The organism is Dactylosporangium sp. NPDC049742, from assembly GCF_040674675.1.
Classification (GTDB): Bacteria; Actinomycetota; Actinomycetes; order Mycobacteriales; family Micromonosporaceae; genus Dactylosporangium; species Dactylosporangium maewongense.
This window is the reverse complement of record NZ_JBFANF010000024.1, coordinates 15,002-35,143: the sequence shown is the minus strand read 5'-3', so window position 1 is coordinate 35,143 and position 20,142 is coordinate 15,002. Positions and strand designations below refer to the sequence as shown.

Genomic DNA, 20,142 nt, shown 5'->3' with positions numbered 1-20,142 from the left:
AGTTACCCTAAGTGACATGATGCTGCGGTGGTACCTGGTGGCCGCTGGGACCTGCGTCGCCCTGTCGTTCCTGGTGCCCGACGGCAGCTGGTGGCAGGTCGCGGTGCAGGTGCTCACCGGTTACCTGGCGGTCTCGGCGATCATCGCGGGCGCGCTGCGGCACCGCGGCACCGCGCGGGCCGCCTGGCTGGCGTTCGCGGCCGGGGTCGGCGGCAACGCGACCGGCATCCTCGTCGAGGCCTACAGCTTCCACGTCAACGCCGAGTACGAGTCGCCGGGCTGGCCCGACGTCGGCTACCTGTCGCTGTACCCGGGGCTCGCGATCGGCCTGGTCCTGCTGATCCGCCGCCGGTCCGAGGGGCACGACTGGGGCGCGCTCGTCGACGCCACCACCGTCACCACCGGCCTCGGCCTGCTCGCGTGGGTGTTCATGATCCGCCCGGCGATCGACCAGACCGACCTGTCGCCGCTGGCCCACCTCACCGGCGTCGCGTACCCGGTCGGCGACGTGCTCGTCCTGGCGATGCTGACCCGCCTGCTGCTCGGCGGCGGCGCCCGGAGCGCCGCGTTCCGCCTGATGATCGCCTCGGCGTCCCTCTTCCTGGCCGGCGACGTCACCTGGGCCGTGCTCAACACGATCGGCGTGGAGCCCGGCCCCGCCGCGCACCGCGTCCTCGGGGCGGTGTTCCTCCTCGCGTACGTCCTCGTCGGCCACGCCGCGCTGCACCGCTCCGCCGCCCAGATCGGCGAGACCGCCGGCCCGCCGCCGAAGCTCGGCCCCGGCCTGCTCGTCCTGCTCACCCTCGCGTCGCTGATGGCGCCGCTGCTGCTGCTCGGCCAGATCGCGGCCGGTGAGGTCACCGACGCGCTGCCGATCGCGATCTGCTCCATCGTGCTGTTCCTGTTGGTGGTCATCCGCATGGCGCAGCTGCTGCGGCAGCTGGAGGCGCAGACCGCCCGGGTCCGCGAGCTGTCGCGCACCGACGAGCTCACCGGCCTGCCCAACCGGCGCGCCTGGGGCGCCGAGCTGCCCGCGGCCCTCGAACGGGCCCGCCGCGACGGTGCCGGGCTCGCCGTCGTCATGATCGACCTCGACCACTTCAAGCGCTTCAACGACGAGTACGGCCACCCGGCCGGCGACCGGCTGCTGAAGTCCGCCGCCGCGGCCTGGTCCGGGCAGCTGCGCGGCACCGACCACCTGGCCCGCTACGGCGGCGAGGAGTTCATCGCGCTGCTGCCGGGCGCGGACACCGCCGAGTCCGTGGCGGTGCTGCGGCGGCTCATGGCGGCGACGCCGCTGGGCCAGACGTTCTCCGCCGGCCTCGCCCAGTGGAACGGCGTGGAGACGTCCGACGAGCTGGTCGCCCGCGCGGACGCCGCCCTGTACGACGCCAAACGCGCCGGCCGGAACCGGGTCGAGGTCGCGGCTGCTCAGCCCGACACCGACGCCCGGCTCACCCCCAGGTAGACCGTCCGGCGGCGGTGGTCGATGCGCTGCACGGCGTCGACCGGCAGCGTGACCGCCGCGCCGCCGCGGGTCTTCACGACGAGGCGGCCGGTGTCGTACGTGCCCCGGTCGATCGTGCCCACGGGACCGTCGACGGCCTCGACCGCATAGCCGACCAGGACACCGGTCGGCCGCACTCTGGTGATCATTCCGCCTCCTTCTCGTGGACAGCAACGACTCTCTACCCTGATTGGTACGTGGCCACGCATTCCGGTCACCTGCCAGGTTTGTATCGCCGCCGGATCGGCTATGTTGCACGCCATGCGTGGATGGCCGCTCGGGCTCGTGGTGTGGCTGCTTCTCCTCGGCACCGCGGAAGCCTACGGCGCCACCCAGGTCTGGCAGTTCTTCGTCCAGACCGAGCACGGGCAGCTGCTGGACTATTTCGCCATCACCGGCAACAGCATCGGCCGCGCCCGCGTCGAGACGATCGTCGACCGCGTCCTCAACGGCATCTCCGTGCTCTCCCTCACCGTCGCCACCGTGACGGTCGGCTTCATCGCCCTCATCCGCCGCCGGGTCGCCCTCGCCGTCGGCGCCATCCTGCTCATCGGCGGCGCCAACGTCACCACCCAGGTCATCAAGGCCATCCTCACCCGCCCCGACCTCGGCGTCGACCTGGAGCGCTCCGGCGTCGGCAACAGCCTGCCGAGCGGCCACACCACGATCGCCGCCTCCGTCGCCGTCGCCTTCGTCCTGGTCCTGCCGGCGAAGGCGCGCGCCACCGGCGCCCTGATCGCCGCCGGCTTCGCCGCCCTCGCCGGCGTCGCGACCCTCTCCGCCGGCTGGCACCGCCCCAGTGACGCCGTCGCCGCCCTGCTCGTCGTCGGCGCCTGGGCCGCGTTCGCCAGCGTCTTCATCGTCCTCGTCCAGCGCCGGCACGGCGGCGTCACGTACGGCGCCCCCAGCACCTACGCCACCGTCTTCCTCACCCTCATCTCCCTGGGCCTGCTGCTCGGCGCCGCGGCCGCCCTCTACCTGACCGACCAGGCCCTGGACGTCGCCGTCGACGACCTGAGCCGCCGCCGCCTCTTCGCCGCCTACGCGGGCGGCGCCCTGGGCATCGCCGGCACCGCGGGCCTCGTCGTCGCCGCGGTCCTGGCCACCGTCCACCGCGTCGTCCCGCAGCTCGTCCCGCCCCTCGACGACGACGACCTCCCGCCCCCCGCGGCCGACCCGATCGGCGAGCAGGTCACCATCCGCCTCACCACCGAGGAGCCGACCACCCAGCGCCTCGGCGGCCACCCGGACGACCCGACCGTCAAGCTCCCCGGCTAGCGGCGTGGGCGTGTCGGGTGAACGGTTGGTCCGCAACCGTCCGGAACCCGTTTGGGGTGTGGTGCTGCTCCCGTTGGAGCGTTGAGTTGTGGTTGGCAGCACACACGGGGGAACAGCACTGGGAGGCAGACATGATCGGCACCGTCACGGAGTTCATCGCGGAAGCTGTCTTCGCCTCCGATCTGCAGCCGTCGCGGCCCGTCACCGTCGCTGAGGCGTGGGCCGCGGTGACCGTCGCCGTCACCCGGCACGGTGCGCAGGGGTGCGTCGACATCCTGGCGCGGGAGTACGGGGAGCGGCCGGAGACGGCCGCGGCGCGGATGCGGTTCGCCCGGGAGCTGGCCGCCACCCTGGCGCCCGCGACCGCCCTGGCCGGCTGAGCCGACCTTCGGGAGGGCAGCCGGGTCAGGCGGGTGGGAGCGTGACGGCGATCTCGTCGCCGAGGGTGGCGCCGTGCTGGAGGTCGAGGTCGTCGCCGCTCCAGAACTTGCCGGGGTCGTACCAGTTGGCGCGGCGGCCTTTGGGGAGCAGGCCCATCTCCTCGTAGGTGACGGCGACCACCTCGGCGCAGTAGGCGGTCTCCAGGGAGGACTCGTTGGGCTTGCGGATGTTCGGGACGCGGCCGGCGAACCAGCGGCCGGCGAGGCGGGCGGTGGACGGGAACGGGGTGCCGTCGAGGCGGGCGATGGTGCGCAGCACCGCTTCCTCCATCGGCGGCGACACGTCGTAGTGCAGCTGGCGGAGCCAGGGGCGCTGGCCGTAGCGGCGGCCCCAGACCAGCACGGCGTCGCGCAGGTCGTGGAGCTGGACGCCGCGCTGGTGGCCGCCGGTCCACATGTCGGGCAGGGACTTGCCCAGCTCGGCGTGCCACATGAGGGGCGGCAGGTCGTCCAGGACGACGGCCATGCCCACGTGGTTGACGGGGCTGTTGGTGAGCGTCTGGATCGCCCGGTCGGCCTTGGAACGGCCGCGGAACACCCAGAGGTCGCCCGTCCGGGTCATCTGGACGGCGTCGTCGAGATCGATAGCTCCCTGCACGACCAGTACCCTAGATGCCCATGAAGGCGAAGTGGTGGAAGGTCCTCGGCCTGGCCGGTGTGGTGGGTGTCGCGGCCACGGGAGTGGTGGTCGCGCGGGCGGAGCGCCGGCGGCGGGCATACACGCCTGAGCAGATCCGGGCGAAGCTGCAGGAGCGGCACGCGGTCGCACAGGGTCAGCCACACAGCGGGACGAGTCGCGGGTCACGTACCAGTGGCACCTGAGGTCACTTAGGGTAGGTGGGGTGCAGTCAATGACTTCCCAGAGCGACCCGGTGCGGGTCCTGTTCCTCGAAAACATCCACCCCGTCGCCGTCGAGCGGATGCGGTCCGAGGGATATTTGGTCGAGACCCTCGGGCGCGCGCTCGACGAGGACGAGCTGATCGCCAAGCTCTCCGAAGGGGTTCACCTGCTGGGCATCCGGTCCAAGACGCAGGTGTCGGCCGCGGCCCTGGCCGCCGCGCCGCACCTGCGGGCGATCGGCGCGTTCTGCATCGGCACCGACCAGATCGACCTGCGGTCCGCGGCCGAGTCCGGGATCGCGGTCTTCAACGCGCCGTTCTCCAACACCCGTAGCGTCGTCGAGCTCGCCGTCGCCGAGATCATCGCGCTGACCCGGCGGCTCACCGAGAAGAACGCCGGGATGCACGACGGCGTCTGGGACAAGGACGCCGAGGGGTCGCACGAGGTCCGCGGCCGGTCGATCGGCATCGTGGGCTATGGCAACATCGGCACCCAGCTGTCGGTCCTCGCCGAGAACCTCGGCCTCAAGGTGTACTTCTACGACACCGCCGACAAGCTGGCCCTCGGCAACGCGCAGCGGTGCGCCACGCTCGACGAGCTGCTGGAGCTGTCCGACATCGTCACCTTGCACGTCGACGGCCGCCCGGGCAACAGCGGGTTCTTCGGCGAGGAGCAGTTCGCCAGGATGCGCCCGCGCAGCATCTTCCTCAACCTGAGCCGCGGCTTCGTCATCGACCACGAGGCGCTGCGCAAGCACCTGGAGAACGGGCACCTGGCCGGCGCCGCCGTCGACGTCTTCCCGAAGGAGCCGAAGGCGAAGGGCGACGAGTTCCAGTCCGCGCTGCGCGGCCTGCCCAACGTCATCCTCACCCCGCACATCGGCGGGTCCACCGAGGAGGCGCAGTCGGACATCGGCTCGTTCGTGGCGGAGAAGCTGCACAAGTACGTGCAGGAGGGCTCCACCACGCTCAGCGTCAACCTGCCGTCGCTCAACCTGCAGCAGGCCCCCGGCACCCACCGCATCGCCCTGCTGCACCACAACGTCCCGGGCGTGCTCGCCGACGTCAACAGCATCCTCGCCGGCCACAAGGTCAACGTGGAGGGCCAGATCCTGGCCACCCGCGGCGAGTTCGGCTACCTGCTGTCCGACATCGCGATCGACTACCCGGCGGAGATCCTCGCCCAGCTGTCCAACATGGCCACCACGGTCCAGCTGCGCGTGCTGTCGTAGTCCGGGAACGCCCGCCTCACGTCCGCGTGAGGCGGGCGACGGCGCCGGTCTCCAGGGCGGTCCAGACGGTGCCGTCGGGGGCGACCGTGATGCCGTGCGGTTCGGCGCCCGCGACCGGGAGGTCGTAGGTGGTGACGGCGCCGGCCGCGGTGATGTGACCGATGCGGTTGCCCGCCCATTCGGTGAACCAGCAGCCGCCGGCCGGGTCGGCGGTGATCGCGTGGGGCCGGCCGGCGCGGTCCGGGAGCGGAAACTCGGTGATCGTGCCGCCGGCGGTGATACGGCCGATCTGACCGGCGGCGATCTCCGTGAACCAGACGGCGCCGTCGCCCGCGGTGGTGATGCCGACCGGCCCGGCGTCCGGCGTGGGCAGCGGGTGGATCGTCAGCGCGCCGGACGGCCCGACCTGGGCCACCGCGCCGGCCTGGTTCAGCGTGCACCAGGTCGAGCCGCCGGCGACCGTCACCATCGACGGCATCGACCCCTCCGGCAGGGACACGGTCGCGACAGATCCGTCATTTCCGATGAATCCGATGTGTGGTGGCTGCATCGTGGTGTACGAGCAACCCCCATCCGGGCCGGCGGTGACACCGTAGGTCCCCTGGACACCCGGCAGCGGCGTCAGCGACACCTCGCCGGAGGGGGAGATCCGCCCCACGGCGCCGGTGTGCAGCAACGAGAACCAGAGGCCGGGCGTGATCAGCGCGGGCCCGTCGCCGTCCCGCACATTGAAGCGCGTCGTGATCCCGTCCAGGGCTATGCGCATTACCGCACCCGCGTGGACCAGTGTGCACCACAGCGCGCCGTCGGGGCCGGTCGTGATGCCGTATGGGCCGTCACCTGGTCCGGAGATCGTGAACACGTCCATGAAGATCCAGTTTACCGTTTGGAACGAAAGAAATCTTCGCGATCGAAGTTCGTCATAGTGGTGCTGACCTCGCAAATCGGGACACGCACGCTTGGACCGATCCGTTTCCATGTTGTTAAAACGTCGTTCGGGATTGAAGTGTGTCGTGACCAACCGCTACGGTGCTGTGCGGACTCGGTCACGGACATTCATTCACGGGGGACGACTGTGCGGCACCAGCGGGAATGGCACGCGGTTGTTGGCTGACCGCATGCGCCGGGAGCCGCTCGCCGACGACTTCTTCCGGCTCTGTCACGACGACCGCAGCGGCACACTGCGGCTGTCCGACGACGCCACCCGGATCGGTCTCGCCTCCGCGCTGATCGGCGAGCTGGGCTGGGCCGGCATCCTGACCGTCGAGGACGGACTGCTGTTCGTGCGCAGCGGGTCGACGCCCGGCGACTCCGTCGCGCACGCGGTCCTGGACGACATCCGCGGTGAGCGCACGCCCCGCGACGTGCGCACCTGGCTGGCATATCTGTCGATGGAGGCCTATGAACGGGTCGCCCGCAGGATGGTCGCCGGGAATCATGTCATTCCCCAGGAAGGCCGGCGGCTGCTGCGCCGCTTCACGTTCTATCAGCCGACCGACACGAACGAGTTCGTGTGGCCGAGGGTGCGGCTGGGGACGGCATTGGCGCAGCGCAGACCGGTCGACCAGATCGACGTCCACCTGCTGGGTATCGCCGATGCGACGGGGCTGCTCCCGAGCATTCTCGACGGCGGTGGTCAGGCCGCGTACGCATACTTCGACCACCTCATCCAGCAGTCCCACGCGGATGTGCAGACCCTCATCCAGGAAACGAGGGTCGTCATCGGCAACAAGGTGATGAACGGACGCTGAAACACCCCCACCCCCGCTTCCCCCGGAGGACCTCATGCCTGTCAGCACCGCGCCGCCAACAGGCGGTTACACCAGCAAGGTCGACTCGGCACTCGACCAGAACAAGCTGACGGTCCTGACCGTCATCCTGATGGTGATCGCGGCGGCGGCGCCGTTCACCGTCATCGCCGGCGGCGCGACCGCGGGCTGGGCCGTCACCGGCGTGCTCGGCATCCCCGTCGCGTACGTCGCCATGGCCGCCATGCTGGGCATCTTCAGCGTCGGGTACACCGAGATGTCCCGGCACATCGTCAACTCCGGCGCGTTCTACGCCTACGTGGCGCAGGGCCTGGGCCGCGTGACCGGCCTCGGCGCCGCCGGTGTCGCCGTGCTCGCGTACAACTTCATGCAGATCGGCCTGTACGGCGGGTTCGGCCCGGTGCTCAGCGGCTTCCTGGCCGACCAGTGGGGCATCGACCTGAAGTGGTGGGCGTGCGCGTTCATCGCCTGGGCCGTCATCGCCGTCCTCGGCGTGCTGAGCATCGAGTTCAGCGGCATCGTGCTCGGCGTCCTGCTCGGCGCCGAGGTCATCATCGCGCTGGTCTTCTCGGTGGTGGAGCTCGCGCACCCCGCCGGCGGTACGGTCACCTTCGACACGGTCAACCCGTCGCAGCTGTTCAGCGCGGGCACGGGTGCGGCGCTCGCCACCGCCGTGGCCGGCTTCGTCGGCTTCGAGTCGACCGCCGTCTACAGCGAGGAGACCCGCAACGCGAAGCGGAACATCCCTCGCGCCACCTACCTGTCGCTGATCATCATCGGCCTGCTGTACGCGTTCTGCTCGTGGGCCATGTCGGTCGCCGCCGGACCGGACAAGATCATCGGCCTGTCGACGGAGAACTCCAGCGAGACGATGTTCGTGCTGGTGAGCCCGCACCTCGCGGAGATCTGGCTGACCCTGGGCCACGCGCTGTTCATCACCAGCCTGTTCGCGGCGCTGCTCGCGTTCCACAACACCGCCGCCCGCTACACGTTCGCGCTCGGCCGGGAGCGGGTGCTGTTCAGCTTCTTCGGCACCACCGGGCGCCGCTTCCGGGCGCCGCTGTGGGGCTCGCTCACGCAGACGATCCTGGCCGCCGTCGTCCTCGCCGTGTTCGCCGCGAGCGACGGCCTGGACCCGTTCGTCCACCTGTTCTTCTGGTGGACCGTGACCGGCGGCTTCGGCGTGCTCATCCTGATGACCGTGACGTCGGTGGCGGTGCTGGCGTTCTTCCTGCGCAACCGCGACGGCGAGGTCGCCCAGGTGTCGCCGTGGCGGCGGTTCATCGCCCCGGCGATCGGCGCGGTGCTGCTGGGTGGGGTGCTGATCGTGACGATCCTGGAGTTCGACACGCTGCTGGGCGTCAAGCCGACCGACCTGGCGCGGTACCTGTTCCCGGGCCTGTTCCTGGCCGCCGCCCTGGTCGGCGCCGCGTGGGCGGCGTTCCTGCGGGCCGGCAACCCCGACACGTACCGCGGCATCGGCCAGGGCGTGAGCGCGGCGCTGCTCACGGTCCAGCCCGAGGACACCGCCGCGCACCGGGCCGGTCCGTCCCGATGACCCCGACCTCGACGGCCCCGGCGATCCGCGTCGCCGGGGCCGGCGACACCGGCACGGTCGCCGCGGTGCTCGCCACCGCGCTCGACGACACCGACATCGCGCACTGGCTGGTGCCCGACCGGGCGGAGCGGATCGAGGTGTACCGGCGGTACTTCGACCTCGTGACGCCGTGGTTCGTCGAGCACGGGACGGTGTACGTCACCGCCGACGGCGCGGCGGTCGCGGCCTGGGTGCGCCTCGACGGCAAGTTCGAGCCGGAGATCGCCGACTACGACCGGCGCCTCGCGGCCGCGTGCGGCGCGGCGACCGGCCGGTTCGTCCAGCTCGACGAGGACATGCTCGCCGCGCACCCGGACGGCCTGGCGCACGACTACCTGGCGTTCCTCGGCGTCCGGCCGGAGCGGCAGGGGCAGGGCCTGGGGAGCAGGCTGCTGCGCGAGCACCACCGGATCACCGACGAGGCCGGGCTGCCCGCCTACCTTGAGGCGACCGGGCGGCGCAACGCGGCGCTGTACGCCCGGCACGGGTACGCGGACACCCAGCCGTTCCACATCGGCGACGGGCCGCCCCTCTACGCCATGCTCAGGCCACCCCGAGTGCCGTGACGTCCCACATCCCGTAGTACTGGTTCACGAACACGTTCGTCATTCGCGGGTTGCGGTAGTTGAGCACCTTGTCGTACGTCAGCGGCAACATCGTCGCGGAGTCCATGACCGCGGCGTCGACCTGCGACCACAGCTTCGCCGCTTCGGCCGGGTCCGTGGTGTCACGGGCCCGGTCGATGAGCGCGTTGATCGCCGAGTCGGACAGCTCCGCGTAGTTGTTGTTGCCACTGGGCGGGATGAGCCGGCCGTCGATCAGCGTCGGGAAGAAGCCGTAGCCCGTCGGGAAGTCCGCCGACCAGGCGCCCATGATCAGCCCGTACCCCTTGGTGTGCACGTTCGAGGGGGAGCCCACGACCGACCGGGCGTAGGTCGACGGGTCCGACGCGTCGATGCGGGCCTTGATGCCGACCGCCGCCAGGGCCGCCTGGATCGCCTCGGCGGTCTTCGACGCCTTCGGGCTGTTGGTGGTGGCGATGACGGTCTCGAAGCCGTCCGGCTTGCCGCACGCGGTCAGCTCCGACTTGGCCTTCTCCGGCTGCGGCTTGCCGCTCTTCGTCTGGAACGGGTCCAGCGACGGGTCGTGCCCCGGGATGCCCGGCGGCAGCATCGCGCCGGCGATGTCGCCGCCCGCGTCCGGCCCGCCGCGGGCGGTCTGCACGGTGGTCTTGTCGACGGCGTACTGCACGGCCCGCCGGCAGTGCACGTCGTCGAACGGCTTCACCGCCGTGCTCATCGCCGCGTACTGCACGAACCCGGTCGTCGGCTCGTCGGCGCGGGCCTTCAGCACCGGGTCGAGCAGGATCTTCGGCTGTGACGCCGACTGCACCCCGCCCTGCCCGGCGTCCGCGTCGAGGTCCCCGTCCAGCAACTGGCGGTCGATCTCGTCGGCCGCGGCGCCGATGGTCAGCTCGATGCGGTCCGGCAGCGCCTTGCGCACCGTGTCCGTGGCCCGGTCCCACTGCTCGTTGCGGACCAGCACGGCCTCCTTGCCCGGGTCGATCGTCTCGAACCGGTACGGCCCGCTCGACACCGGCTTGTCGCCGTACTTCGCGCCCGTGTCCTTCGCCGCCGGCACCGGCGCGGCGACGCCCATCGCGAGCAGGTACGGGAAGTCGGCGAACGGCTCCGCCAGCTTGAACGTGATCGTCTTGTCGTCCGGCGTCGAGATGCTCTTCAGGCCGTTCTTGTCGGCGAACGGGCCGGGGTAGTGCTGGCCCTGGTCGAGCTGGTCGATGAGGTACGTCGGCCCGCCGCTGAGGTCCTCCTGCGCGAACAGCCGCTCGATGCCGTGCCGCACGTCCTGCGCCGTGATCGCCGACCCGTCCTCGAACCTGATTCCGTCACGCAGCCTGAACGTGTACGTCAGCTTGTCCGCCGAGATCTCCGGCAGTGCCGAGGCGAGGTCCGGGACCAGCTTCAGCCCGTCCGCCCCGGGCTTCGCGTCCGGCGTCAGCAGCGTCCGGACGTAGAGCCGCTGCAGGTTGTACACCGCCGTCACGTAGGACCGCGTCGGGTCCCACGAGTCCACGTCGTGCGCGCTGGCCAGCTTCAGCGTGCCGCCGGTCGCCGTGGACGGGTTCACGACCTCGGTCAGCCCCGCGTTGAAGGCCGCCGTGGCAGCCCCTTCGCCACCCGGCTTGTCCTTGTCGGCACATGCCCCGACGGCGAGGCTCAGACACAGCACCAGTGCACAGCGAGTGATCTTCACTTAACTCAGCGTAGACCCGTGTGCGGCGTGCGTGCGGCGGTTCGGCTCAGCCCGCCGGCTCGGGGCTCGGGGCGGCGCGGCCTGGCGCGACCTGGCGCGGCCTGGCGCGGCCTAGTGGGCGAGCACGACGGCGATCAGGGCCAGGGCGCCGGGGAGGGCCTGAACGAGGAGGATGCGGCGGCTGGCGGTCGCGGCGCCGTACAGGCCGGCGACGATCACGCACGCGAGGAAGAAGACGCGCATCGCGAAGCCGACCGGGTCGTCGGCGACGATGCCATAGACCAGGCCGGCGGCGAGGAAGCCGTTGTACAGGCCCTGGTTCGCGGCCAGGGCCTTGCTGGACTCGGCGAACTCGGCCGTGGTGCCGAACGCGGCCCGGGTGCGCGGGGCCGTCCACAGGAACATCTCCAGCACCAGGAAGTAGGCGTGGAGCGCGGCGACGAGGCCGACGAGGACCAGAGCGGCGATGTTCACGCCGACACCCTACCGGTCGGTATCCGCCCGCTCGCCGTGCGGCGGGGGCCGGTCCGCAGACCGGCCGCCGGCCACCCGTCAGCTGGTCTGGACCCGGACGACGACCTGGGAGTCGGTCACGCTCTGCACCGTGATGTCGAAGCCCTGGGCCTGGGCGCTGCCGTCGACGGGCACGCTGACCGTGGTGCCGCCGACGTCGACCTTCACGATGCCGTTGTCGACGCCGATCAGCTTGACCTCGACGCCGAGGACCTTGGACTCGGCCTCCACGCCGCGGTCGAACGTGACGGTGCACGCGTTGGTCGAGCAGGTCACGTTGTCGGAGCTGCACGCCGTCAGCGCGCCCAGCCCGATGGCCAGGGCGGCGGCGGCCGCAGCGAGTCGGCGGGTCAAGGTCGTCATGACTCGGCAGTGTAACGGGGCCGCGCTCGTGCCCGGCCGGTCTTGCCGGCCCGCGCTCGTGCCCGGCCGGTCTTGCCGGGCCGCGCTCATGACCGACTCGCCGGGCCGCGCTCATGACCGACTCGACGGCGCGCGCTCATGACCGATGAGTCTCGCCCGCTCCGTTCGTACACCCTCCGGAAACGCCGAACGAGGAGGATGTCGCATGTCGCAGGAGAGGGCCGCGGTCGTGGCGGAGCGGTCGGAGCTGGCGGAGGTGTTCGGGGCGCTGACCCCGGCGCAATGGGACGCGCCGTCGCTGTGCGCCGGATGGCGGGTCCGGGAGGTGGTGGCGCACACCACGATGCCGTTCCGGATGGGGCTGGGCGGGTTCGTGTGGGAGATGGTGCGCTCCGGCGGCCGGTTCAACGCGATGTCGGACCGGGTCGCCCGGCGGGACGCGGCCCGGATGCCGGCCGAGGCGCTGCTGCGGTCGCTGCGGGACAACGTCGAGCATCCGTGGGCGCCGCCGGGCGGGGGCGCGGTCGGGGCGCTGTCGCACGAGATCATCCACGGCCTCGACAGCACGGTCGCGCTCGGGCTCGACCGGCGGGTGCCGCACGACCGGCTCCGGCTGGTCCTGGACGCGATGCGGCCGCGCAACGTCGAGTACTTCGGCGCGGATCTGAGCGGCGTCAGGCTGGAGGCCACGGATCTCGAGTGGAGTTTCGGCGCCGGCGGTACGCCGCTGCGGGGCCTCGCGCAGGACCTGCTCCTCGTCGTCTGCGGCCGGCAACTGCCGCCCGGTCATCTGTCGGGCGAGCCGGCGGCCCGGTTCACCTCGGCCGGCTGATCGAACAGCGCGAGCTCCTCGGCCGTCGGTGCCTCGAACAGCGGCACGTAGGTGTCGAGGAGCTCGCGGCTGATCGGCACCGCACCCGGTTCGCCCGCCGCGGCCCGCGCCGCGATCCGGCGGGCCAGCTCGTCGACCGGCGCGGTGAGGTAGTGCAGCTCCACCCCGGTGCCGAGCGCGCGGGCGGCGAGCCGCTTCTCGTCGCGCTCGGCCCTGACCCAGAACCCGGACTCGAGCACCACCGTCTGCCCCAGCCGCAGCAGCTCCTGCGCGTGGACCCAGAAGCGGCGCTCCAGCCGGTCCCGGGTGTCCTCGTCGAACAGGTCGATCCGCAGGTCCTCCATCCACTCGTCCGGGCACAGCCGCACCGCGGGCCGCCCGGCGACGATCCGCCGGGCCAGGGTCGACTTGCCCGCGCCGGGCAGGCCGCAGATGAGGATCAGGCGGGTCACAGCGTCCGATCATCACATGCCGTCGCCATCCGCTCGCCGTCCGTTCGCCGGATGGTGACGATGGGCCGGGCTTGGGAGCGTGGAGCGGTGGAGCTCTTCGACACCGCACTCCGCATCGATGCGCCGGGCCCGTCCGGGGTCCCCATGGTCAACAACTTCCGGCTGATCCGCGACTCGGCCCGCTTCCTGCTCGCCCGGATCCGCCCCTACGACCAGCCCGTCGTCCCGGTCACCGCCGGCAACGGATCCGTCGTCGTGGTCCGCGGCCGCGACGGCGTGCGCCAGGTGTTCACCGACAACACCGCGTTCCACCGGGCCGACGGGCTCTTCGACCTGCCGCCCGGCCGGCCGTGGTCGGGCATGTTCGACGCGATCATCACTGCCAACGGCGCCGAGCACACCCGCCGGCGCAAGCTGCTGATGCCGGCCGTGCACCGCACCGCGATGGCGCACTACCGGGAGGTGTTCGCCGACACGTTCGCGCGGTCCCGGTTCGCCGCGCCGGGCGGGGACCCGTTCGACCTCAAGCAGGAGTGCCTGCGCATCTCCAAGACGAACCTGATGCGCTGCCTGCTGGGCTTCGACGACGACGCGTCCCTCGGCCCCTTCGCCGACCGCATCGTCACGCTCGGCACCACCGCCGCCGACCCGCGGGTGCTGCTCTTCCGGCGGGATCTGCCCTGGTCGCCGTACGGGCGGTGGCTGCACCGGGTCGCCGCCGCCTACGACGAGCTCGCCGCGCTGATCGCCGGCCGCCGCGCCGCCGACCCGCGCCCGGACGCGCTGTCGATCCTCTGCCACGCCGTCGACGAGGACGGCGACAGGCTCAGCACCGAGGAGATCGCGGGGGAGTTGCACGGGTTCTTCGCGGCGGGCTTCGAGACGACGGCGATGACGCTGAGCCTCGCGCTCATCACACTCCTCGGCAGCCCCGACCCCGCCGCCAGCCCGGTCGAGGTGACCACCGAGGACGACCTGTCAGCGGTGCTGAAGGAGTCGCAGCGGCTGCTGCCCGCCGTCCCGATCACCCTGCCCCGGCGGGTGACGACGACCGTGGAGATCGCGGGCTCGCCGCCGGTGCCGAAGGGGGCGCTGCTCTTCATGGCACCGCTGCTCGAGCACCGCGATCCGCTCGTGTACCCGTCGCCGCAGGCCTTCCGCCCGCAGCGCTGGCGCGCGGGGGAGCCGGCGCCCCGGCAGTACGAGTTCATCCCGTTCGGCCTCGGCCCGCGCCGCTGCCTGGGCGCCGAGTTCGCCGACCTGCAGGTCCGCACGACGCTGTCGCTGATGCTGGAGCGCGGCCTGCCCGGCCTCGTGCGCCCGCGGGTCGACTACGGCATGGTCAACGGCGTCACGGCCGGCCCGCAACGCCCTGTCCCCGTCCACGCCGACCGTCCCAGGTGGACGGTCCTCACCGGCTCGATCACGGAGGTGTGGAAGCCCGCCGCCTGAGGTCGTGCGTCGTGCCGTCGTGCCGTCACGGGTTTGCGGTGTCACGGGTTTGCGGCGTCGTGGCGTCACGGTGTTGTGGCGTCGTGGCGTCACGGTGTTGTGGCGTTGCGGTGTCGTGGTGTCACGGTGTTGCGGGGACCGGTGCGCTGCGGCTCGGTCGCTGCTGGGACTTCGCGCGGCGGCGGCGGATCGCCCACTCCGCCACGGCGAGGTTGATGACCCAGCCGGCGCCCATCAGGAACGCCCGCGCGGACGGACCGGGCTCGCCGACGAACAGGAACCAGGGCGCGTGGGTGAGCGCCTGCGTGCCGGCGCCGAGGCCGATCGCGTAGCCACGCGTCACCCAGGCGCTGTGCGTGGCGAAGTCGCGGCGCCGGGCGGCGGCGAACCCGAGCCCGAGCGCCGCCGCCATCACCGTGCCGAACAGCAGGCGCTCCAGCATCACCAGCGTGCCGTCGGCGGGCGGCAGGTCGTACATCACCGACATCCACAGACCGGTGAGCGCCGCGACGATGCCCAGCAGGATCAGCAGCCGCCCCGCCGCCCGATGCCAGCCGGCCCGCCTGCGGCGCAGACCGGGGGAGAACTGGAACGCGCCGAGCAGCAGGAACACGCTGGCACTGATGATGTGCAGCACGACCGGCAGCGGCTGATCGAAGAAGCGGGCATTGTCCGGTGTACGCGTCCCGCCGCCGCCCAGTTCGACGAGACGGATGGTGCCGGCGGCCATCGGCACGAAGCTGAGCGCGATCAGCCCGGTCGGGACGAGCCAGGTGGCTTTGGTCATGCGTCGATGGTGAACGCCACCCCCGCCCCCACTCATCGCCACTTGGACCTACGGCGGACCGTGCTTAAGTACTACCCGCCTCGTCTCGTAGGCCCAGATGGCGATCTCGACCCGGTTCCTGACCCCGAGCTTCGCCATCAGACTGGCCACGTGCGTCTTCACCGTGCTGAGCGTGATCCCCAGCTCCGCGGCGATCTCGGCGTTGCTCCGCCCCCTGGCAACCTTCGCGAGCACCTGCTCCTCCCGCTCGGTGAGCGCCTCGACCGGCTGCGGCGGACTGGGCGCCGGCCCCGCTCCCGCGAACGCCCCCAGCAACCTGGCGGTGACCACCGGCGCGATGAGCGCCTCCCCATTCGCCGCGGCGTGCACGGCCTGCGCCAGCAGCGCCGGCCCGGCATCCTTGAGCAGGAACCCCCGCGCCCCCGCCCGCAGCGCCGCGTACACGTACTCATCAAGGTCGAACGTGGTGATGACGACCACCGCGAGCGGATCCTCAACCCCAGGCCCGGCCAACGCCCGCGTCGCCTCGATCCCGTCGACCCCCGGCATACGAATGTCGAACAGGCAGACGTCAGGCCGCACCTGCCGCGCCAGCTCAACCGCCCGATGCCCGTTCGCAGCGACCCCGACAACCTCAATCCCCGGCTGCGCATTGAGAATCATGCTCAACCCGGTCCGCACGATCTCCTGATCGTCGGCCACCACCACCCGGACGCTCACCCCACCACCCCAGACCGCGGCCCCTCAACGCCAGCACGCGCCCCCTCGGACCGCGCCCCCTCAGACCGTGATGCCTCAGACCGTGATGCCTCAGACCGCGACGCCTCAGACCGCGACGCCTCGGAACGGGAGCCCCCCGAGGACGCCTTCGCAGCCGCCGCGCCGGACGCCGGCTTCGGGTCCGATGCCAGTGCCTTCGTGGCGCTGCGGGCGGGCTGATGCGACCTGGTTCCCTCGGCGCACGGCGACTCGACCCCCGACGGCAACGTGTCCGGAATTTCGGACACCGACCACCGGGAATCGGACAGCTCAGTGCCCGGCGTCTCGAATCGCGGGGGATCGACGCACGGCCTCTCGGGCTGCGGGAGTTCGGTGCGCGGCCTTTCGGGTCGCGGGGGCTCGGTGCGCGGCGTTTCGGAATGCGGGGGATCAGCGCGAGGTCCCTCGGAGCGCGGGGGATCGGTGGGCGAGTGCTCGGCCCGCGATGCCTTGGTCGGCGAGGCCGGTCCTGGCGACGATGCCGGCCCGAGCGGCTGCGGCGCTTCGGGTGAGGGTGATGCTGCGGGCTCGGGCCGACGGGTTCGGGACGGGGCAGTCGCCCCCGAGCGCGGCAGGACGGCCGTCACGGTCCACCCGCGGCCGGTGCCGTCGCGGTGGGTCGGGCCGGCCTCGCAGGTGCCGCCGAGGAGGGTGGCGCGTTCGGTCATGCCGATGAGGCCGTACCCGTGGGTGGTGGCTGGCCGGGCCGACCCTGAGTCGCCGTCGTCGGTGACCCGCAGCCGCACCGACGTGTCGTCGGCGTGGACCCGCACCTCGATCCTGGTCGCATGCCGGGCGTGCCGCCTGGCGTTGGTGACCGACTCCTGCGCAAGACGGTAGATGGCCGCACCAATCGGCGCCGGGATGCCGTCGAGGTCGCCGGAGAGTTCGACGTCCACGCGAGGCCCGGTCCGCGCCTTGCCGGTCCGCGCCCCGTCCGCCTGCGAGTCGCCGGCCCGAGCGTCAGAGGCCGGAGTGCCGCCGGTCCGAGTGTCGCCGGTCCGAGGGTCACCGTTTCGTAGGCCGCCGCTCCGGGGTTCGCCGTTTCGTAGGCCACTGGTCCGCGGGTTGTCGATCCCTGCGTCGCCGGTCTGCGCGTTCCCGGTCTGTGCGTCGCCGATCCGGGTCCTGACTTGCCGCGTGCCGTGGGTCCGCGGGTCGTACGACTGCGGGTCGCCGCTCTGCGTGCCCTCAACCCGCGTGCTGTCGGTCCGGGGGTTACCGGTCTGTGGGTTGTTGCTTCGGGGGTCGCTGATCCGAAGGTTGTCGGCTCGTACGTCGTCGGGCGGCGAGTGGTCGCTCCGTGGGCCGCCGGTCTGTGCCTCGCTGGGCTGTGTGCCGTCTGCTCGCGTGTCGTCGGCTGGGGTTTCGCCGGCCTGGGTCTCGTCGGTCTGTGTGCTGTCGGTCCGGGGGTTACTGGTCTGTGGGTTGCTGGTTCGAGGGGTGCTGGCTCGAAGGTTGTCGGCTCGTGCGTTGTCGGGCGGCGAGTGGTTGCTCCGTGGGCCGCCGGTCTGTGCCTCGCTGGTCCGTGTGTCTTCTGCTCGCGTGTCGTCGGCTGGGGTTTCGCCGGCCTGGGCCTTGTCGGTCTGTGTGCTGTCGGTTCGGGGGTTACCGGTCTGTGGGTTGCTGATTCGGGGGTCGCCGGTGTGCGGGTTGCTGGTTCGGGGGGCGCTGACTGGAAGGTCGTTGGCGCGTGCGTCGTCGGGCGGCGAGTTGTTGCTCCGTGCGCTGTCGGTCTGTGCCTCGCTGGGCCGTGTGCCGTCTGCTCGCGTGCCGTCGGTTGGGGTTTCGTCGGCTCGGGCCTCGGCGGCAGGGGTCTCGGCGGGCTGGGTGCTGTTGGTCCGTGTGCCGTCGTCTCGGGCCTCGTCGTCTCGGGCTTCGTCGGCAGGGGTCTCGGCGGGCCGCGCGTTGTCGGGCTGCGCGATGGTGGGCACGGCGGCCGGGTCGGCGAGGTGGGTCAGGTCGGCGATGGACGGGGTCGGGGACAGGTCCGGTGGGTCGGCCGGGGCGGCGTGGCGCAGGAGGCGGACCATGGCGCGCATCTCCGTCAGGGCCTGCGACGCCTCGGCCTCGATGAGGTGCAGGGCGGAGAGCGCGGCGTCAGGGTCCGTCGCGGCGGTGGCGATGCCGGCCTGGGCGCGGATGGCCATTGCCGAGACGTGGTGGGCGACGGTGTCGTGCAGGTCGCGGGCCAGGCGCTCGCGTTCGAGGAGGCGGATGCGGTCGATCTCGCGGCGGCGGGCGCCGGCACGATACCGCAGCGCCAGGCCCAGCGCGAGGCAGCTGGACAGCACGGCCAGCCCCGCGACGGTGTCGCTCGGCTTGACCTGCACGAGCTGGTCCAGCACGCCGGCCTTCACGGCGATGACCGCCGTGCCGAGCACGATTTCGCGGCCGGAGCCCCAGCGCGTCAGCGCGTACACCAGAAGCAGCACCGCAACGGCGGCGCCATTGTCCATGGCCCGGCCCGCCAGCAGCGGCAGCAGGCCGGTCGCGCCGAACGCCACCGCGACCGCCGCCAACGGCTGACGCCGGCGCCAGGGCACCACCGCCACGACGCCGGCCAGGACGACCAGGACGGAGAGCGCGCGCATCGGCAGGTCGGGGCGGAGCAGCCCCTCCAGCACGGCGACCGGGCCGAGGACGCCGACGAGCGCCCAGTCGCGCCACACCCGCCGGGGCGCGTCTGGGGCGCGCGGCTCGTCCCAGACCACGCGCATGGCGGCGACCATCGGTCTCACCCTTGGCATCGTATGAGAGCCGCCGCCCCCGCAGAACGGTCCAAAGACGGAGCCCTACACCACCTTCAGTCCTAGGACCACGAAGTCGCGCCCCAGCGGGCCGTCGCGGCGGTCGCCGGACGGCTGCCAGCCGCGCCGCAGGTAGAAGGCCTTGGCGCGGGCGTTGCCGTCCCAGACCTCCAGCTGACCCTCGGTGATCCCGGCCTCGCGCCAGGCGGCGATGCCGGCGTCGTGCAGGGCGCTGCCGGCGCCGCGGAGCCAGTGCGCGGGGTCGACGTACAGGCCGACGAGCCGCGCCGGCGGTCCCAGCGACAGGAACCCGGCGGGCCGGCCGTCGGCGCCGTCCACGCACAGCACGAGGCGATCCGTTGCCTGGATGCTGATGGTGTACGCGTCCCGCAACTCCCTCGTGTCGTCAGGGATCTCCAGGTCGCCGTAGTACGTGCGGCGGGCCACCTGATGGATCGTGACGAGGGCGTCGACGTCCTCGGTGCGCGCTGTGCGGACCTCCATCGTGGCAACGATGCCACAGTCCGGGTTTGGCGGCGGCCCCGGCCGGAAACTGGTTCAGTATGACCAGCAGGCATGACGTCCCGCGCGTCGACGAGACCGTGGACATCGACATCATCCGTGACGAAGCGGAGCGGATCGCGGTGCCCGACTTCGACTACATCGGGCAGCCCATCGACGCGATCGTGGATGGGCTCACCGGGCACGGCCACGACAAGGACCAGGACTCCGAGGAGACCACGGTCGACTAGGTCTGCCCGCGGGGAGACCTGATCAGGAGCGTGGCGACCACCTCGTCCGGGCCGACGGTGCCGTACACGTGCGGCACGTCCGCCGGCCACGCGATGTGCTCGCCCGGCCCCGCGATCAGTGGTGCGCTGGTGGGGCCCGCCCGCAGTACACCCTCCGAAACCGTGACGTGCTCGGTCACGCCCGGCGCGTGGGGTGGTGACTGCTGCACGACGCCGGGGCGCACCCGCATGCGCAGCAGCTCGAACGTCACCCCCGGCTCGTCGAACACCTCCAGCAGCGTCGCGGTGACCGCGGACCCCCGGACGGGTTCGCCGTGCTGCTCCCGCACCAGCGCCGTCAGCGGTACGCCCAGCGCACCCGCCACCGCGTAGAGCGTCTCCAGCGTGGGGTTCCTGGTCCCGTGCTCCAGCCCGGACAGCGTGGCCTTGCCGATGCCGGCGGCCCGCGCCAGCTCCGACAGCGACATCCCCCGCGCGGCCCGCAGCTCCCGCAGCCGGTCACCGAGACTTGTCTCCACGCAGCTATGGTGCCATTCTCTTCAAGT

The 20,142-nt window shown here is 71.9% G+C and carries 23 protein-coding genes; 11 read left to right on the top strand and 12 right to left on the bottom strand.

Going from position 1 to position 20,142, the window contains the following annotated elements; all coding sequences use genetic code 11:
* Window positions 1–16: 16 nt before the first annotated feature.
* Entirely contained in the window at window positions 17–1,468 is a 1,452-nt protein-coding gene (locus tag AB0J72_RS27355; protein ID WP_363403390.1) for a GGDEF domain-containing protein, read from the top strand.
* On the opposite strand, the gene AB0J72_RS27350 is transcribed toward AB0J72_RS27355, so the two are convergent.
* On the bottom strand, window positions 1,432–1,656 hold the full coding sequence (locus AB0J72_RS27350; protein ID WP_363403388.1) for a hypothetical protein: 225 nt from the start codon (window positions 1,654–1,656) through the stop codon (window positions 1,432–1,434). The genes AB0J72_RS27355 and AB0J72_RS27350 overlap by 37 nt on opposite strands.
* A 112-nt stretch (window positions 1,657–1,768) precedes the next feature.
* Here AB0J72_RS27350 and AB0J72_RS27345 point away from each other — a divergent pair, with 112 nt between their 5' ends.
* Window positions 1,769–2,785, top strand: coding sequence for a phosphatase PAP2 family protein (locus tag AB0J72_RS27345; protein ID WP_363403386.1), 1,017 nt, complete (start codon window positions 1,769–1,771; stop codon window positions 2,783–2,785).
* 131 nt (window positions 2,786–2,916) lie between these two features.
* Window positions 2,917–3,165 (top strand): hypothetical protein, encoded by a 249-nt coding sequence (locus AB0J72_RS27340; RefSeq protein WP_363403384.1) that lies wholly within the window; start codon window positions 2,917–2,919, stop codon window positions 3,163–3,165.
* A gap of 25 nt (window positions 3,166–3,190) precedes the next feature.
* On the opposite strand, the gene AB0J72_RS27335 is transcribed toward AB0J72_RS27340, so the two are convergent.
* Entirely contained in the window at window positions 3,191–3,787 is a 597-nt protein-coding gene (locus AB0J72_RS27335; protein WP_363403583.1) for a hypothetical protein, read from the bottom strand.
* 56 nt (window positions 3,788–3,843) lie between these two features.
* Between AB0J72_RS27335 and AB0J72_RS27330 the strand changes: the two genes are divergently transcribed.
* Both AB0J72_RS27330 and serA read left to right on the top strand, forming a co-directional pair.
* Window positions 3,844–4,047, top strand: coding sequence for a hypothetical protein (locus AB0J72_RS27330; RefSeq protein WP_360561645.1), 204 nt, complete (start codon window positions 3,844–3,846; stop codon window positions 4,045–4,047).
* A gap of 29 nt (window positions 4,048–4,076) precedes the next feature.
* A complete protein-coding gene (gene serA, locus AB0J72_RS27325) occupies window positions 4,077–5,297 on the top strand; it encodes a phosphoglycerate dehydrogenase (protein WP_363403382.1) in 1,221 nt (406 codons plus the stop codon).
* Between the two features lie 16 nt (window positions 5,298–5,313).
* Here the strand turns inward: serA and AB0J72_RS27320 are convergent, their stop codons facing one another.
* A complete protein-coding gene (locus AB0J72_RS27320) occupies window positions 5,314–6,318 on the bottom strand; it encodes a virginiamycin B lyase (protein WP_363403380.1) in 1,005 nt (334 codons plus the stop codon).
* On the opposite strand from AB0J72_RS27320, the gene AB0J72_RS27315 reads away from it, so the two are divergent.
* Genes AB0J72_RS27315 through AB0J72_RS27305 form a run of 3 tightly spaced genes read left to right on the top strand, consistent with a single transcriptional unit; the run spans window position 6,311 to window position 9,229 of the window.
* Window positions 6,311–7,048: a GPP34 family phosphoprotein gene (locus AB0J72_RS27315; RefSeq protein ID WP_363403378.1), complete on the top strand. Its 738-nt coding sequence runs from the start codon at window positions 6,311–6,313 to the stop codon at window positions 7,046–7,048. The two genes, AB0J72_RS27320 and AB0J72_RS27315, sit on opposite strands and share 8 nt — an antisense overlap.
* 34 nt (window positions 7,049–7,082) lie before the next feature.
* Window positions 7,083–8,624 carry an APC family permease gene (locus tag AB0J72_RS27310; RefSeq protein ID WP_363403376.1) on the top strand — a complete coding sequence of 514 codons (1,542 nt, stop codon included), beginning with the start codon at window positions 7,083–7,085 and terminating at the stop codon, window positions 8,622–8,624.
* Window positions 8,621–9,229, top strand: coding sequence for a GNAT family N-acetyltransferase (locus AB0J72_RS27305; protein ID WP_363403374.1), 609 nt, complete (start codon window positions 8,621–8,623; stop codon window positions 9,227–9,229). The genes AB0J72_RS27310 and AB0J72_RS27305 overlap by 4 nt, the downstream gene beginning before the upstream one ends.
* Here the strand turns inward: AB0J72_RS27305 and AB0J72_RS27300 are convergent.
* The 3 genes from AB0J72_RS27300 to AB0J72_RS27290 all read right to left on the bottom strand — a co-directional run bounded on the left by AB0J72_RS27300 (window position 9,207) and on the right by AB0J72_RS27290 (window position 11,813).
* Entirely contained in the window at window positions 9,207–10,937 is a 1,731-nt protein-coding gene (locus tag AB0J72_RS27300; RefSeq protein WP_363403372.1) for an ABC transporter substrate-binding protein, read from the bottom strand. The genes AB0J72_RS27305 and AB0J72_RS27300 overlap by 23 nt on opposite strands.
* A 111-nt stretch (window positions 10,938–11,048) precedes the next feature.
* The gene (locus AB0J72_RS27295; RefSeq protein WP_344498292.1) at window positions 11,049–11,411 is read right to left on the bottom strand and encodes a DUF1304 domain-containing protein; all 363 of its coding nucleotides are present in this window, start codon (window positions 11,409–11,411) and stop codon (window positions 11,049–11,051) included.
* A 78-nt stretch (window positions 11,412–11,489) separates the two neighbouring features.
* Window positions 11,490–11,813, bottom strand: coding sequence for a hypothetical protein (locus tag AB0J72_RS27290; RefSeq protein WP_363403370.1), 324 nt, complete (start codon window positions 11,811–11,813; stop codon window positions 11,490–11,492).
* A gap of 205 nt (window positions 11,814–12,018) precedes the next feature.
* On the opposite strand from AB0J72_RS27290, the gene AB0J72_RS27285 reads away from it, so the two are divergent.
* On the top strand, window positions 12,019–12,645 hold the full coding sequence (locus AB0J72_RS27285) for a maleylpyruvate isomerase family mycothiol-dependent enzyme (RefSeq protein WP_363403368.1): 627 nt from the start codon (window positions 12,019–12,021) through the stop codon (window positions 12,643–12,645).
* Here AB0J72_RS27285 and AB0J72_RS27280 read toward each other — a convergent pair.
* The gene (locus AB0J72_RS27280; protein ID WP_363403366.1) at window positions 12,600–13,097 is read right to left on the bottom strand and encodes an AAA family ATPase; all 498 of its coding nucleotides are present in this window, start codon (window positions 13,095–13,097) and stop codon (window positions 12,600–12,602) included. The genes AB0J72_RS27285 and AB0J72_RS27280 overlap by 46 nt on opposite strands.
* Before the next feature lie 87 nt (window positions 13,098–13,184).
* Here AB0J72_RS27280 and AB0J72_RS27275 point away from each other — a divergent pair, with 87 nt between their 5' ends.
* On the top strand, window positions 13,185–14,549 hold the full coding sequence (locus AB0J72_RS27275; protein ID WP_363403364.1) for a cytochrome P450: 1,365 nt from the start codon (window positions 13,185–13,187) through the stop codon (window positions 14,547–14,549).
* A 121-nt stretch (window positions 14,550–14,670) separates the two neighbouring features.
* Here AB0J72_RS27275 and AB0J72_RS27270 read toward each other — a convergent pair whose 3' ends face one another.
* From AB0J72_RS27270 to AB0J72_RS27255, 4 genes are all read right to left on the bottom strand, one after another.
* Complete coding sequence (locus AB0J72_RS27270) at window positions 14,671–15,336, bottom strand: DUF2306 domain-containing protein (RefSeq protein ID WP_363403362.1); 666 nt, start codon at window positions 15,334–15,336, stop codon at window positions 14,671–14,673.
* 48 nt (window positions 15,337–15,384) lie between these two features.
* Window positions 15,385–16,056 (bottom strand): response regulator transcription factor, encoded by a 672-nt coding sequence (locus AB0J72_RS27265; protein WP_363403360.1) that lies wholly within the window; start codon window positions 16,054–16,056, stop codon window positions 15,385–15,387.
* Window positions 16,053–18,827, bottom strand: coding sequence for a histidine kinase (locus AB0J72_RS27260; RefSeq protein ID WP_363403582.1), 2,775 nt, complete (start codon window positions 18,825–18,827; stop codon window positions 16,053–16,055). The genes AB0J72_RS27265 and AB0J72_RS27260 overlap by 4 nt, the downstream gene beginning before the upstream one ends.
* A 63-nt stretch (window positions 18,828–18,890) precedes the next feature.
* Window positions 18,891–19,349 carry a GNAT family N-acetyltransferase gene (locus AB0J72_RS27255; protein WP_363403358.1) on the bottom strand — a complete coding sequence of 153 codons (459 nt, stop codon included), beginning with the start codon at window positions 19,347–19,349 and terminating at the stop codon, window positions 18,891–18,893.
* A gap of 59 nt (window positions 19,350–19,408) precedes the next feature.
* Between AB0J72_RS27255 and AB0J72_RS27250 the strand changes: the two genes are divergently transcribed.
* Window positions 19,409–19,597, top strand: coding sequence for a hypothetical protein (locus AB0J72_RS27250; protein WP_363403356.1), 189 nt, complete (start codon window positions 19,409–19,411; stop codon window positions 19,595–19,597).
* On the opposite strand, the gene AB0J72_RS27245 is transcribed toward AB0J72_RS27250, so the two are convergent.
* Window positions 19,594–20,115, bottom strand: coding sequence for an XRE family transcriptional regulator (locus AB0J72_RS27245; protein WP_360562254.1), 522 nt, complete (start codon window positions 20,113–20,115; stop codon window positions 19,594–19,596). The two genes, AB0J72_RS27250 and AB0J72_RS27245, sit on opposite strands and share 4 nt — an antisense overlap.
* Window positions 20,116–20,142 lie beyond the last annotated feature (27 nt).

Coding starts and splice junctions, on each gene's coding strand:
- AB0J72_RS27355 (WP_363403390.1), top strand. CDS start 17: ATGATGCTGCGGTGGTACCTGGTGGCCGCTGGGACCTGCGTCGCCCTG.
- AB0J72_RS27350 (WP_363403388.1), bottom strand. CDS start 1,656: ATGATCACCAGAGTGCGGCCGACCGGTGTCCTGGTCGGCTATGCGGTC.
- AB0J72_RS27345 (WP_363403386.1), top strand. CDS start 1,769: ATGCGTGGATGGCCGCTCGGGCTCGTGGTGTGGCTGCTTCTCCTCGGC.
- AB0J72_RS27340 (WP_363403384.1), top strand. CDS start 2,917: ATGATCGGCACCGTCACGGAGTTCATCGCGGAAGCTGTCTTCGCCTCC.
- AB0J72_RS27335 (WP_363403583.1), bottom strand. CDS start 3,787: ATGACCCGGACGGGCGACCTCTGGGTGTTCCGCGGCCGTTCCAAGGCC.
- AB0J72_RS27330 (WP_360561645.1), top strand. CDS start 3,844: ATGAAGGCGAAGTGGTGGAAGGTCCTCGGCCTGGCCGGTGTGGTGGGT.
- serA (WP_363403382.1), top strand. CDS start 4,077: ATGACTTCCCAGAGCGACCCGGTGCGGGTCCTGTTCCTCGAAAACATC.
- AB0J72_RS27310 (WP_363403376.1), top strand. CDS start 7,083: ATGCCTGTCAGCACCGCGCCGCCAACAGGCGGTTACACCAGCAAGGTC.
- AB0J72_RS27305 (WP_363403374.1), top strand. CDS start 8,621: ATGACCCCGACCTCGACGGCCCCGGCGATCCGCGTCGCCGGGGCCGGC.
- AB0J72_RS27290 (WP_363403370.1), bottom strand. CDS start 11,813: ATGACGACCTTGACCCGCCGACTCGCTGCGGCCGCCGCCGCCCTGGCC.
- AB0J72_RS27285 (WP_363403368.1), top strand. CDS start 12,019: ATGTCGCAGGAGAGGGCCGCGGTCGTGGCGGAGCGGTCGGAGCTGGCG.
- AB0J72_RS27270 (WP_363403362.1), bottom strand. CDS start 15,336: ATGACCAAAGCCACCTGGCTCGTCCCGACCGGGCTGATCGCGCTCAGC.
- AB0J72_RS27260 (WP_363403582.1), bottom strand. CDS start 18,827: ATGGTCGCCGCCATGCGCGTGGTCTGGGACGAGCCGCGCGCCCCAGAC.
- AB0J72_RS27255 (WP_363403358.1), bottom strand. CDS start 19,349: ATGGAGGTCCGCACAGCGCGCACCGAGGACGTCGACGCCCTCGTCACG.
- AB0J72_RS27250 (WP_363403356.1), top strand. CDS start 19,409: ATGACCAGCAGGCATGACGTCCCGCGCGTCGACGAGACCGTGGACATC.